The organism is Micromonospora sp. NPDC005197 (assembly GCF_040608295.1).
Lineage (GTDB): Bacteria > Actinomycetota > Actinomycetes > Mycobacteriales > Micromonosporaceae > Micromonospora.
The window spans coordinates 1-12,909 of record NZ_JBEXHY010000135.1; the positions used below are offsets into that span (position 1 = coordinate 1).

8 protein-coding genes and 1 riboswitch are annotated in these 12,909 nt (G+C 74.4%); of the genes, 3 read left to right on the plus strand and 5 right to left on the minus strand.

Annotated features, from left to right (window positions below):
* The 3 genes from ABZU46_RS27230 to ABZU46_RS27240 form a co-directional block, all read right to left on the minus strand.
* A partial coding sequence (locus ABZU46_RS27230) for an ATP-binding protein (protein WP_354862216.1) occupies window positions 1-1,390 on the minus strand: 1,390 nt, incomplete at its 3' end.
* The gene (gene cobN / locus ABZU46_RS27235; protein WP_354862218.1) at window positions 1,387-5,055 is read right to left on the minus strand and encodes a cobaltochelatase subunit CobN; all 3,669 of its coding nucleotides are present in this window, start codon (window positions 5,053-5,055) and stop codon (window positions 1,387-1,389) included. The genes ABZU46_RS27230 and cobN, both read right to left, overlap by 4 nt.
* 282 nt (window positions 5,056-5,337) lie before the next feature.
* Window positions 5,338-5,467: riboswitch (cobalamin riboswitch) on the minus strand.
* Window positions 5,468-5,750: 283 nt separating this feature from the next.
* A complete protein-coding gene (locus tag ABZU46_RS27240; protein WP_234589536.1) occupies window positions 5,751-6,086 on the minus strand; it encodes a hypothetical protein in 336 nt (111 codons plus the stop codon).
* 262 nt (window positions 6,087-6,348) lie between these two features.
* On the opposite strand from ABZU46_RS27240, the gene helR reads away from it, so the two are divergent.
* The gene (gene helR / locus ABZU46_RS27245) at window positions 6,349-8,511 is read left to right on the plus strand and encodes an RNA polymerase recycling motor ATPase HelR (RefSeq protein ID WP_354862219.1); all 2,163 of its coding nucleotides are present in this window, start codon (window positions 6,349-6,351) and stop codon (window positions 8,509-8,511) included.
* A gap of 18 nt (window positions 8,512-8,529) precedes the next feature.
* Window positions 8,530-9,192, plus strand: coding sequence for a hypothetical protein (locus ABZU46_RS27250; RefSeq protein ID WP_354862220.1), 663 nt, complete (start codon window positions 8,530-8,532; stop codon window positions 9,190-9,192).
* Window positions 9,193-9,259: 67 nt separating this feature from the next.
* Here ABZU46_RS27250 and ABZU46_RS27255 read toward each other — a convergent pair whose 3' ends face one another.
* Window positions 9,260-10,156, minus strand: coding sequence for an aldo/keto reductase (locus ABZU46_RS27255; RefSeq protein ID WP_354862221.1), 897 nt, complete (start codon window positions 10,154-10,156; stop codon window positions 9,260-9,262).
* A 73-nt stretch (window positions 10,157-10,229) separates the two neighbouring features.
* Window positions 10,230-11,516 carry an MFS transporter gene (locus ABZU46_RS27260; RefSeq protein ID WP_354862223.1) on the minus strand — a complete coding sequence of 429 codons (1,287 nt, stop codon included), beginning with the start codon at window positions 11,514-11,516 and terminating at the stop codon, window positions 10,230-10,232.
* A gap of 161 nt (window positions 11,517-11,677) precedes the next feature.
* Between ABZU46_RS27260 and ABZU46_RS27265 the strand changes: the two genes are divergently transcribed.
* Window positions 11,678-12,667, plus strand: a complete 990-nt coding sequence (locus ABZU46_RS27265; protein ID WP_354862225.1) for a LacI family DNA-binding transcriptional regulator — start codon at window positions 11,678-11,680, stop codon at window positions 12,665-12,667.
* Window positions 12,668-12,909: the final 242 nt, after the last annotated feature.

Sequence of the window (12,909 nt, forward strand, 5' to 3'; positions counted from 1 at the left end):
GCACGCCGTCACCGACGCCGGGCGCGGTGAGCAGCTGGGCCCGCAGACCACCGTGGGGTACGGCCACCGGCTGACCCTGCCCACCGGAGCCCCGCTGCCGGGTCGATTCACCCTGGTCAGCGGCATCGTCGCTGCCGTCGGAGCTGCCACCGTAGGGTCCCGCACCGTCGGGGCCGCTGCGGTCGGCACCGCTGCCGGCACCGCCCCGCGGGCCACCGTCGTCCGGGCCACGACGGTCGGCGCCGCCGTCGTCCGGGCCGCCGTGCCCGCCGGAGCCACCGCCCGGGCCGCCACCGTCGGGGTCCGAGCCGTCGGGGCGCGATCCAGCGGGGCCACCGTCGTGCGGGCCGCCGTCGTCGTCCGGATCGTCGGGGTGGGCGTCCTGGGCGCGCTGCAACGCCTCGTCGAGGCGCTTCTCATCCAGGCCCGGCGTGTCGAACGGGTCACGGCGGCGGCGGTGCGGCAGGGCGAGGCGGGCGGCGACCCGTACGTCGTCGATGGTGACGCGGTCCCGGCCGTGCCAGGCCGCGTGGGCGAGGGCGGTACGGGCGGTGACGATGTCGGCGCGCATCCCGTCCACGTCGAACGCGGCGCACACCTCGGCGATCTGCCGCAGCGCGGCGTCCGGAAGGCGTACCCCGGGAAGCCGGCGGCGGGCGGCGGCCACCTGGCCGGCGATCTCCGCGTCGGCGTCGGCCCAGCGGGCGGCGAAGCCCGCCGGGTCGGCGTCTGCGGCGAGTCGGCGACGCACCACCTCGACCCGGACCTCCGGGTCCCGGCTGGCACCCACCTCGACGGTGAGCCCGAACCGGTCGAGCAGCTGCGGGCGCAGCTCCCCCTCCTCCGGGTTCATGGTGCCGACCAGCAGGAAGCGGGCCGCGTGGCTGACCGAGACGCCCTCGCGCTCGACGTGGCTGCGGCCCATCGCCGCCGCGTCGAGCAGCAGGTCGACGAGGTGGTCGTGCAGCAGGTTGACCTCGTCGACGTAGAGGACTCCCCGGTGCGCGGCGGCGAGCAGGCCCGGTTCGAAGGCGCGTACCCCCGCACCGAGGGCCTTCTCCAGGTCGAGCGATCCGACGACCCGGTCCTCGGCGGCGCCGACCGGCAACTCCACGAGACGGGCCGGACGGGTCTCGGCGGTGGCGTCGGCCGGGTGCGGCCCGTCCGGGCAGCCCGGGTCGGGCTCGGCGGGGTCGCAGCCGAAGCGGCAGCCGGCAACCCGATGGACCGGGGGCAGCAACGCGGCGAGCGCCCGGACGGCGGTGGACTTGGCGGTGCCCTTCTCGCCGCGCACGAGGACCCCGCCGATCGCCGGGGAGACAGCGTTGAGCAGCAGCGCCAACCGCATGTCGGCCATGCCGAGCACCGCGCTGAACGGATAGGTGATCATGCCCGGTCCTCCAGGTCGCCCTCGCTGGCCAGGTACGTGTCACGGAGTCGGTCCAGGGTGGCCGGCTCGGGTTTGGCCCACAGCCCCCGGTCGGCGGCCTCCAGCAGCCGCTCGGTGATGCCGCGCAGCGCCCACGGGTTGGACTGCTCCAGGAACTCCCGGGTCGTGTCGTCGAAGAGGTACGCGGCGGCCAGGTGCTCGTACATCCAGTCGTCGACCACGCCGGCCGTGGCGTCGTAGCCGAACAGGTAGTCCACGGTGGCCGCCAGCTCGAACGCGCCCTTGTAGCCGTGCCGGCGCATCGCCGCGATCCACTTCGGGTTGACCACCCGGGCCCGGAACACCCGCCGGGTCTCCTCGCCCAGCGTGCGGGTGCGCACGTCGTGCGGCATCGCCGAGTCGCCCACGTACGCCTGCGGCGACGAGCCGGTGAGGTGACGGACCATCGCCACCATCCCGCCGTGGTACTGGAAGTAGTCGTCCGAGTCGACGATGTCGTGCTCGCGGGTGTCCTGGTTCTTCACCGCCACCGCGATCCGGGCGAACGAGCGTTCCATGTCGGCGCGCGCCTCCCGCCCGTCCAGGCCCCGGCCGTACGCGTAGCCGCCCCACACCGCGTACACCTCGGCGAGGTCGGCGTCGCTGCGCCAGGTCCGCGCGTCGATCAGCGGCAGCAGGCCCGCGCCGTACGCTCCGGGCTTGGAGCCGAAGATCCGGGCGGTGGCCCGCCGCTCGTCGCCGTGTTCGGCGAGGTCGGCGGCGACGTGCGCCCGCACGTAGTTCTCCTCGTCCGGCTCGTCCAGCGCGGCGACCCGCCGTACGGCGTCGTCGAGCAGCGCCACGACGTGCGGGAACGCGTCGCGGAAGAAGCCGGAGATGCGCACGGTCACGTCGACGCGGGGCCGGCCCAGCTCGGCGGTCGGCACCACCTCGATGCCGGTGACCCGCCGGGACCGGTCGTCCCACACCGGGCGGCAGCCCAGCAGCGCGAGCACCTCGGCGATGTCGTCGCCCTGGGTGCGCATGGCGCTGGTGCCCCACACGGTCAACCCCACCGAGCGGGGGTACGTGCCGGTGTCGGCGAGGTGCCGGGCCAGCAGCGAGTCCGCGAGGGCCACCCCGACGTCCCAGGCGTTGCGGCTGGGGATGGCCTTCGGGTCGACGGAGTAGAAGTTGCGGCCGGTGGGCAGCACGTTGACCAGGCCCCGGGTGGGTGAACCGGACGGTCCGGGCGGCACGAACCGCCCGTCGAGCGCCCCGAGGGTGTGGGTCAGCTCGTCGGTGGTGCGCGCCAGCCGGGGCACCAGTTCGGTGGCGGCGAAGCGCAGCACCGCGACGACGTCCGGGATCGGCTGCCCGGTCACCTCGGCGACCACCGCGTTGACGGCCTCGGCGTCCCAGCCGAGCGTGTCCATCCCGATGACCAACCTCCGGGCGAGCGCCTCGATGAGGTCGACGGCGTCGGCGGCGGTGCCGGCCGGCCCGTCCACCACGTCGGTCAACGCCGTGGGCACCGCCAGTCGTTCGCCCGGTGCCGCCAGCAGTTCCTGCTCGTCGAGGCCGTACGCGGCGGCGAGGGCCTGTCGCAGGCCGGGCAGGGCGTGGTTGCCGCCCCAGATCTGGGGTGCGCGCAGCACCGCGAGGACCAGGTTGACCCGCGGTTCGCCGACGGGCGCGTCGGCGAGGATGTGCAGCCCGTCGCGGATCTGCACGTCCTTGACCTCACAGAGGTACCCGTCGAGGTGCAGCACGAAGTCGTCGAAGTCGCCGGCGTCGGGCATCGCCTCGGCGTGCAGGTCGTGGTGCAGCTCGGCGGCGCGCACCAGGTCCCAGATCTGCGCCCGCACGGTCGGCACCTTGGCCGGGTCGAGGGCCTGCACTGTCGCGTACTCGTCGAGCAGTTGCTCCAGCTTGGCCAGGTCGCCGTAGGTCTCGGCGCGGGCCATCGGCGGCACCAGGTGGTCGATCACCACGGCGTGTGCGCGCCGCTTGGCCTGGGTGCCCTCGCCGGGGTCGTTGACGATGAACGGGTAGACCAGCGGCAGGTCACCGAGGACCGCGTCGGGCGCGCAGTCGGCCGCCAGGCCGAGACCCTTGCCGGGCAACCATTCCAGGGTGCCGTGCTTGCCCAGGTGCACCACGGCGTCCGCGCCGAAGCCGCCGTCCGCGACGGGCGCGGCCAGCCAGCGGTACGCGGCCAGGTAGTGGTGGCTCGGCGGCAGGTCCGGGTCGTGGTAGATGGCGATCGGGTTCTCTCCGAAGCCACGCGGCGGCTGGATCAGCAGCACCACGTTGCCGAAGCGCAGCCCGGCGAGCACGAGGTCCCCGCCGTCGGTGTAGAGCTCGCCGGGCGGCTCACCCCAGTGCTCCCGCATCCGCTCACGCAGCTCGGCCGGTACCTGGTCGAACCACCGCCGGTAGGTCTCGCCGGGCACCCGGGCCTCGGCGGCGGCCAACTGCTCCGGGGTGAGCCACTCCACGTCGTGCCCACCGGCGGCGATCAGGGCGTGGATCAGCGCGTCGCCGTCGTCGGGCGGCGGCGCGTCCCCCAGGTGGTAACCCGCCTCGGCCAGTGCGGCGAGCAGCCGGACCGCCGAGACGGGGGTGTCCAGCCCGACGGCGTTGCCGACCCGGGAGTGCTTGGTGGGGTACGAGCTGAGCACGACGGCGACCCGCTTGTCGGCGTTGGGCACGTACCGCAGCCGGGCGTGACGTACCGCGATGCCGGCCACCCGGGCGGCCCGCTCGGGGTCGGCGGCGTAGACCGAGAGGCCGTCCGCGTCGATCCGCTTGAACGAGAACGGCACGGTGACGATCCGTCCGTCGAACTCGGGGATGGCCACCTGCATCGCCGCGTCCAACGGGGACAGCCCGGCGTCGCTGCCGGCCCACTGCTCCCTGGTGCTGGTCAGGCAGAGCGCCTGAATGACGGGCACGTCCAGGGCGGCGAGCGCGCCGACGTCCCACGCGTCCTCGTCGCCGCCCCCGGACGCGTCGGCGGCGACCGCGCCGCCGGCCGCGAGCACGGTGACCAGCAGCGCGTCACAGCGGGCGAACAGCCCGAGCGGGCCCGCGCCCGTGGTCAGGCCCCGCAGCGAGCCACAGAAGATCGGCAGCGGGTTGCCCCCGGCCTCCCGCACGGCCTCGGCCAGGACGTCGACGAAGGCGGTGTTGCCGGCGAGGGCGTGCGCCCGGTAGAAGACGATCCCCACGGTGGGCCGCCGCGGGTCGGTCGGGTGGTCACCGTGCACGCCGTACGCCGGGGTCGGCGCGGGCGGGGCGAACCCCTCGCCGGTGAGCAGCACCGTGTCGCACAGGAACCGGGCCAGGTGCCCGAGGTTGTCCGGCCCGCCCTCCACCAGGTACGCCAGCGCCTGGGTGACCACTCCGGACGGCACCGTGGAGATCGCCATCAGCTCCGCGTCGGGCACCGCCTCACCGCCGAGCACGACCGTCGGCACGCCGGTGGCGAGCACCGCGGCGAGGCCGTCCGGCCACGCCTGCCGACCCCCGAGCAGGCGTACGACGGCGAGGTCGACCCCGTCGAGCAGGGCGGGCACCTCGTCGGCCGCCACCCGCGCCGGGTTGGCGAGCCGGTAGTCGGCGTCACTGGCGCGGGCGGCCAGCAGGTCGGTGTCGGCGGTGGAGAGCAGCAGAACGCGCACGGCAGGCTCCGGACGGTAACGTCGGCACGCTCGCGAAAGCGGCCTGGCGACGTGGGATGGGCGCAGGGTTCAGCGGAGGCCGCGATCCGGCCGGCTCAGCGGCCTGCGGCCGGGAGCGACGGGCGGCGCGGTCCGGAACTCAGCGGTGAACGGAGTCGATGCCGATCGCGGCGACGGCACGGCCGCGGTGCGCAAGACGGCAGCAGCCGTCGATGATGGAGACGCCAAGCGTCATCGGGTCCTCCTCGGGTGTCCACGCCCTGGGGTACGTCCCGACGGCCGAAGTATCCTGGCTTCCGGATCGACGCTCTCCCCCGGCCTTCCAACCGCAGACACACGGCCGTGACTCACGAGGGGGGATCGCTCCCCGGTGACAGTGGCGGGACCGCGTCGGATTCGCACCGACTTCCTTCACTGCCGTCAGGCCGCGAATGCTGCCACACCCCTGCGCTGCGGGTCAACGCTGCTCCGGCCCGACGAACGGGCGTGCGTCACCGAGCCTCAACTGTCGACGCGACAGCGGATCACCCGACCTCGATGCCCCGGATCAATGCCCGACATCCTTTGCTCTGCTTCCCTATACGCAACGGGAATGGGGCGTCACTGGCGCTTATTGGTAAGCAGAGCAAAGGATCGGCGGAGCACTCTGGCTCGCGCCGCTGGCCCGGCGGTGGTGGCTTCTGGGCGGAGGAGTCTCAGCGGGCGTGGCGCTCCGGGTGTGCCCGATTCCACACCCGCATCCGCTCCGGGTAGCCGGTGCGGGCCGCCTCGTACAGCGGCACCGCGTGCTTGCGGGCGATGGCGCCCGCCGCGCGGGGTGTGCCGGTGCGGCGGCGGATCCATTCGCCGTCGTGGGCGATCGCCACCACTGTGGTGTCGGTGGCGGTGGTCTCCGGCTCCAGGTAGAACTCCACTCCCCGCCGGCTGGCGACGAACGACTCCAGCGCGGCGAGATCGTCCCGGGTGGCCTCGCGGTCCAGCTTCGTTGGGGTCGCCTCGGTGCCCCGTGACCGCCGGTTGAACCAGCCCATGCCCAGCCCCTCTCCTCGGACGCCACTCCAGTTCAGCACCGATTCCTGGCAATACGCTGCACGCCAGGTGGGAGAAATCTGACTCGGCGGAGCGCGGACGGAACCGCTGGAGCGGGCGTACCGAACGGAAGCCCTGAAAGCGGGGGACAACACTCCCCGCCATATCCAACATATACCGCATGGGGGGACTTGCGGCAAGGCCCCAGGTGTACCGCAGAATTGCCCGTCCAAGGCCAGGACCTGCGGAAACGGGAGCCAATACATGCACAACTCGTCGGCGGCGGCCAGCGCGTTCGACCTTCCCGACAACCTCGCCGCCAAGGCCGACCCGGCGCTGATCGACCGTGACGAGCAGCACTTCGCCGTCATCGCGGCGAGCCTGGAGCAGTCGATCGCCGAGCTGTCCGACCGCCTCGACGCCGAGCGCCGGGCACCCGCCGGCAAGGGCCGCCAGGCGGTCGTCCGGGACGAGGAGATCCGCCGGCTGACCGCTCGCCTGCGCGCCCTGCGGCGCTTCGGTCTGGACCTGTGCCTCGGGCGCATCGTCAGCGCGGACGACCCCGAGCCGGTCTACATCGGACGCTTCGGTCTCACCGACGGCAACGGTCGGCGGCTGCTGCTCGACTGGCGCTCCCCGGCGGCCGAGCCGTTCTTCGGGGCGACCCACGCCAACCCGATGGGCCTGGCGAGCCGGCGTCGGTACCGCTGGACGCTCGGCCGGATCAGCGACTACTGGGACGAGGTGTTCACCCCGGACGGGTTCGAGGGGCATGCGGCGCTGGACGACCAGTCCGCGTTCATCGCCAGCCTCGGCGGCAACCGGTCGGCCCGGATGCGCGACGTGCTCGGCACCATCCAGGCCGACCAGGACGCCATCATCCGGGCCGGATCGCGCGGCGCTCTCGTCGTCGACGGCGGTCCGGGCACGGGCAAGACCGTCGTGGCCCTGCACCGCACCGCGTACCTGCTCTACTCCGACCCCCGCCTCGGGCACCGGCGCGGCGGGGTGCTGTTCGTCGGGCCGCACGAGCCCTACCTGGCGTACGTCGCCGACGTTCTGCCCAGCCTCGGCGAGGAGGACGTGCAGACCTGCACCCTGCGCGACCTCGTCCCCCAGGGTGCCGCGGCGACGGTCGAGGCCGACCCGGACGTGGCCCGCCTGAAGTCCTCGGCGGATCTGGTCCGGGCGATCGAGGCGGCCGTGCGGTTCTACGAGGAGCCGCCGACCACGGCGATGACGGTCACGGCCGGCGACGCCGACGTGCGGTTGAGCGCGGACGACTGGGCCCAGGCGTTCGAGGCGCCCGGACCCGGCACCCCGCACAACGAGGCGCGGGACGAGATCTGGCAGGAGCTGCTGGCGATCCTGCTCGGGAGGTACGACGGCGACGAGTCGGACGACCTGGTACGCGGGTCGCTGCTGCGCAACCGGGATCTGCGCACGGCGTTCAACCGCGCCTGGCCGCTGCTCGAAGTGACCGACATCGTCGCCGACCTGTGGTCGGTGCCCGCCTATCTGCGCCGGTGCGCCCCCTGGCTCGGCCCCGAGGACATCCGCCGGCTCCAACGCGTCGACGCCCGCGCCTGGACGGTGTCCGACCTGCCGCTGCTGGACGCGGCACGGCAGCGGCTCGGCGACCCGGAGGCGTCCCGGCGTACGCGCCGTCACGAGGCCACCATCGCCGCCGAACGCGCGCGCATGGCGACGGTCGTCGACGAGCTGATCGCGGCCCACGCCTACGACGACGGCGAGGGTGTGCTGTCGAGCCTGCGCCAACTGGACCTGCAGGACGCGCTGGTCGACGAGGCCGTACTCCCCAGCGCCGACGCGGATCTGCTGGCCGGCCCGTTCGCGCACATCGTCGTGGACGAGGCGCAGGAGCTGACCGACGCGCAGTGGCAGATGCTGCTGTCGCGCTGCCCGGCGCGCAGCTTCACCATCGTCGGGGACCGCGCCCAGGCCCGGCACGGGTTCACGGAGTCGTGGCCGGAACGACTGAGGCGCATCGGCCTCGACCGGGTCACCCTGACCTCGCTGAGCATCAACTACCGGACGCCACGGGAGGTCATGGAGCAGGCCGAGCCGGTCATCCGGGCCGTGCTCCCGGACGCGAACGTGCCGACCTCGATCCGCGGCAACGGGATTCCGGTGATCCACGGGTCGGTGCGCGAGCTGGACGCGATCGTCGACGGCTGGCTCGCGGAGCACGCCGACGGGATCGCCTGCGTCATCGGCGAGCCCACCTTCCGGCCGGCGACGAATCGCGTCCGGTCGCTGAGCCCGGAACTGTCCAAGGGGCTGGAGTTCGACCTGGTCGTCCTCGTCGACCCGGAGACGTTCGGCGAGGGCATCCAGGGTGCGGTCGACCGGTACGTCGCGATGACCCGCGCGACCCAGCGACTCGTCGTCCTCACCGGGTCCTGACCTCATAGGCTGCCGGGCGTGTCAAAGAACGTGCGGGAGGCGGCGGCGCACAACAACGCGCGATGGTGCGACGCCGTGTGCGCCAGCCACGGGCTGGCCGGCCGGATCGACGCCGAGGCGTGGTCGGTGCCCCGCCGCTCCCCACCCTGGTATCCGGACGCGGTCACCCTGCGCCCCGGCGTCGACCCCGAGGCGCTGCTGGCGCGGATCGACGTCGGGCCCGGCGCGTCGGTGAAGGACAGCTTCGCCGACCTCGACCTCTCGGCGTACGGGTTCCGGGTGCTCTTCGACGCGCAGTGGATCCACCGCCCGTCGACCGACCCGCCGGTCGGCCCGCCGCTCACGCCGGTCACCACCGGGCAAGGGCTGGCGGCCTGGGCGAGCGCGCACGGCGGCGGGGAACTGTTCCGCCCGGCGCTGCTGGCCGACCCGCGCATCCCGGTGCTGGCCCGCCACGACGAGCGGGGCGCTGTCGTCGGCGGGGCGGTGGTCAGCGGCGACGACCCGGCCGGCGTCTCCAACCTGTTCACCCACAGCGACGACCCGGACGAGATCTGGCGGGCGATTCCCGCCACCCTGCCCGGCGTACCCCTGGTCGGCTACGAGACCACCCCCGACCTACCACCCGCCCGCCGAGCCGGCTTCCTCCCTGCGGGCCCCCTCCGGGTCTGGCTCCGGTGATCATGAAGTTATCGGCGCGACACGCCGGCATCGATGGCAATAACTTCATGATCACCGGGGGCAGGGGTCAGGGGAGGCGGTTGAGGTCCTCGGGGGTCAGGCGTAGCGCGGCGGCGGCGATGTTCTCCCGCAGGTGGGCCGGGTCGCCGGTGCCGGGGATCGCGAGGACGTGCGGGCCCTGGTGCAGCGTCCAGGCCAGGCGTACCTGCTGGGGGGTGACGCCGTGGGCCCGGGCGACCGCCTCGACGGCCCCGCCCGGCGCGGCGCTCGCACCCGCCTCCCGACCGGTGCCGGCCAGCGCGAAGAAGGGCACGTAGGCGATGCCCCGCTCGCCGCAGGCGCGGACGAAGGCGTCCTGCTCCCGGTACGCGTCCAGGCCGTAGTTGTTCTGCACGCAGACCACGGGCGCGATGCCCGCCACCTCGTCCACCTGCTCGGGCCGGACGTTGGACAGCCCGAGATGCCGGATCAGCCCGGCAGCGCGCAGCTCGGCCAGGGCGCCGAACCGCTCGGCCAACGGCACCGCGCCCGGCCCCCGGCCGAGTCGCAGGTTCACCACGTCCAGCCGGTCGCGGCCGAGGCGTCGCAGGTTCTCCTCGACCTGGGCGCGCAGCTGCGCCGGGGTTTCCGCCTCGCTGAATCCGGTCACCGGGTCGTAGCCGAAGCCGACCTTGGTGGCGATGACCAGATCCTCGGGGTACGGGGCGAGCGCCGCCCGGATCAGCTCGGTGGCGTACCGGGCGGGGCCGGTGCCCACCCGCAGGGTTCCGCCGGGCGAGACGTAGAACGCGGCCGTGTCGATGTGGTTGACGCCCAGCTCCACGGCGCGGCGCAGCAGCGCGATCGCACGCTCGCGGTCGGGGTTCGCGGTGATCCGCATCGAGCCGAAGCCCATCCGATGCACGGTGCGGTCGCCCAGGGTCCAGCTGCCCGCCGCGGCGGCGGTGATCTCGTCGGTTGGCATCGGGCGACCGTAGCCAGCGCGGGCGCGCGACGCACTCGGCCGCGCACCCGATACCGCCACGGCCCGATCGGGGTTAGTTTTTCTGTGCTGCCGGAGCCTGCTCGTCGGCTGCTGCCGGAGCCTGCTCGTCGGCTCGCGGCGGGCGCAGCGCCGGCACCAGCGCCAGCGTCGGCAGGAGCAGCAGCGGCACCACCAGCAGCGCCCGCAGGGTGCCGACGTGGTCACCGAGCAGGCCCAACAGCGGCGGCCCGCCCAGGAAGGCCGTGTAGCCGATCACCGCGACCACGCTGACCCGCACCGCCGCGTGCGCCTCCTCGTCGGCCGCCGCGCTCATGCCGACCGGGAAGCCCAACGACGCGCCGAGGCCCCACAACGCGACGCCGACGATGGCCACCGGCCCCGAGCCGGCCAGCACGGCCAGGCCGGCGCCGGCAGCGGCGAGCAGCAGGGTGCCGCTGAGCACCGGCACCCGACCCCAGCGGTCCAGCGCGATGGTGCCCGCGGTGCGCCCGATGGTCATACCCACGACGAACACGCCGAAGACCGCCGCTCCGGCCGCCTCGCTCAGGTCCCGGCCGTCCACGAAAGCGACCGCCAGCCAGTCGTTGGCGCTGCCCTCCGCGAACGCGGCCACCAGCACGAACAGCCCGATGAGCAGGGTGCGCGGCTCCCGCCAGGCGGCGAGCTGGGCCCGGCGGCGGCCGGCCGGGCTGGTGTCCGCCGTCTGGTTGCCCGCTTCGACGCCCGGTTGGGGCAGGAACATCCGGGAGGCGAGCACGGTGCCGACGAGCACCACCACCGCCACCGCGGCGAGGTGCGCGCCGACCGGCACGTCCAGGCGGGCGGCTCCGGCGCCGAGGCCCGCGCCGGCCACCGACCCGAGACTCCAGGCCGCGTGGAAGCGGGGCATGACGGTACGCCCCAACCGCCGCTCCACCGTGGCACCCTCGACGTTCATCGCCACGTCGCAGGCGCCGGAGCCGTAGCCGAAGGCGACCAGCCCCAGCCCGACGACGACGGACGACCCGGCGACCGTCGCGCCCAGCCCGGCCACGATCAGGCCGACCGCGACCAGCACGGTGGCGATCGTCACGGTGCGGGCCGAGCCGAGGCGCTGGGCGAGTAGCCCGGAGGTCGGCATGGCGAGCAGGGCGCCCACGCTCATCGCCAGCAGCAGGAGGCCGAGGCGCCCGGCGGAGAGGTCCAGCGCCTCGCGGACGGCCGGCACCCGGGAGAACCAGCTGCCGACTGCCAGGCCGTTCAGGGTGAAGGTGACGGCGACGCCGTTGCGGGCGAGCCGGACGATCCGCGCCGGAACGGTGGTGTCCGGGGCGACGGCCGGGCTGGTGGGGGCGCTCACAGGGCTGGGTCCTCTTCCTCGGGGTGATCTCCTGGCACGATCGCACACCTGAGAGCGCTACCACCACAAGCGGGTTGGCCCCTTACCGGAGACGCGCAGGCCGGGGGATGATTCCTGGCAGGCGTACGCCCGCCCCGGGCGGGCGCCGGGGGGAGGGCACGATGACGGCAGCGGCACACCGGCCAGCCACTCTGGAGGACGTCGCCCGGGCCGCCGGGGTGTCCCGGTCCACGGCCTCGCGGGTGATCGCCGGGACGGGGTTCGCCTCACCGGCCGCTCGGGAGCGCGTGGTGACGGCCGCCGACCAGTTGGGTTACGTGCCCAACCCGGCCGCCCGCGCGCTGGTGCGCGGCGGCGGCGTACGGCTGGTGGTGGCCGTCGCGGGGACCAGCGCGGCGGTGTTGGACGACCCGTACGTCCACCGGGTGGTCGGCTCGGCCGCCCGGGTGTGCGCGCCGGCCGGCGTCGGGGTGGCGCTGCACTGGCTGCCGCTAGGCGACCCACGCGGCCTGGACCGGCTCGCCGCCGACCGCAGCGTGTGCGGCGTCGTGCTGGTCAACACCACCGACGCCCTGCTGGACGCCGTACCCCGCTCGCTGCACGGCCGGGTCGCCTCGATCGGCATCGGCTCGGCCGTGGTGCCGTCGTTCGACGTCGACAACACCGCAGGCGCCGGCGCGGTGCTGCGCCACCTGTACGCGACGGGCCGCCGCCGGATCGCCATGGTGACCGGTCCGGCGTGGCTGCCGTGCTCGCAGCGCCCCGTGCAGGCGTACCGCCACCTGATGCGCCAGGCCGGCCTACCCGAGCGGGTGGTCGACGGGGACTTCACGGCGGCGCGTGGCCGGGCGGCGGCCGGCGAGGCTCTGCGCCGCTGGCCGGACGTCGACGCGATCTACGCGATCAGCGACGAGACCGCGCTCGGGGTCATCGCTGCGCTCCGCGAGGGCGGTGTGCGGGTGCCCGGTGACGTCGCGGTGGCCGGCTTCGACGACATCCCGCTGGCCGGTATGACCGCGCCGGCGTTGACCACCGCGAGCCACCCCGTGGGCCGGATCGCCACCGCGGCGGCCACCGCCGTGCTGGCCGGCCGCCCGGCCGCGCCGGTGACGCTCTTCCCGTCCGCCCTGGTGCCCCGCGACAGCGCCTGAGCTGGCCGCCGGTTAACCGGCGGCCGGTCGGGTAACCGCCTCGCACCTTTCGCCGACCGCGAGGAGTGGTGGCCCGTGTCCGACTCCGCGCCGCCGACCGGAGCGTCCGCGCAGGGTCCCCGGCACGGCCGGTTGACCACCCGCCCGCACCCGCCGGTGGTGTCGGGTCCCACCGGCCTCGTGCCGCTGCCCGGCGGCGACGGCGGCCGGCCGGCGATGGCGTACGTGCCGGAGCCGGCGGC

What these genes read in the sequence shown, in the direction of transcription:
- ABZU46_RS27240 (WP_234589536.1), bottom strand. Translation starts at nt 6,086, where the DNA reads ATGGGCTGGTTCAACCGGCGGTCACGGGGCACCGAGGCGACCCCAACG.
- helR (WP_354862219.1), top strand. Translation starts at nt 6,349, where the DNA reads ATGCACAACTCGTCGGCGGCGGCCAGCGCGTTCGACCTTCCCGACAAC.
- ABZU46_RS27255 (WP_354862221.1), bottom strand. Translation starts at nt 10,156, where the DNA reads ATGCCAACCGACGAGATCACCGCCGCCGCGGCGGGCAGCTGGACCCTG.
- ABZU46_RS27265 (WP_354862225.1), top strand. Translation starts at nt 11,678, where the DNA reads ATGACGGCAGCGGCACACCGGCCAGCCACTCTGGAGGACGTCGCCCGG.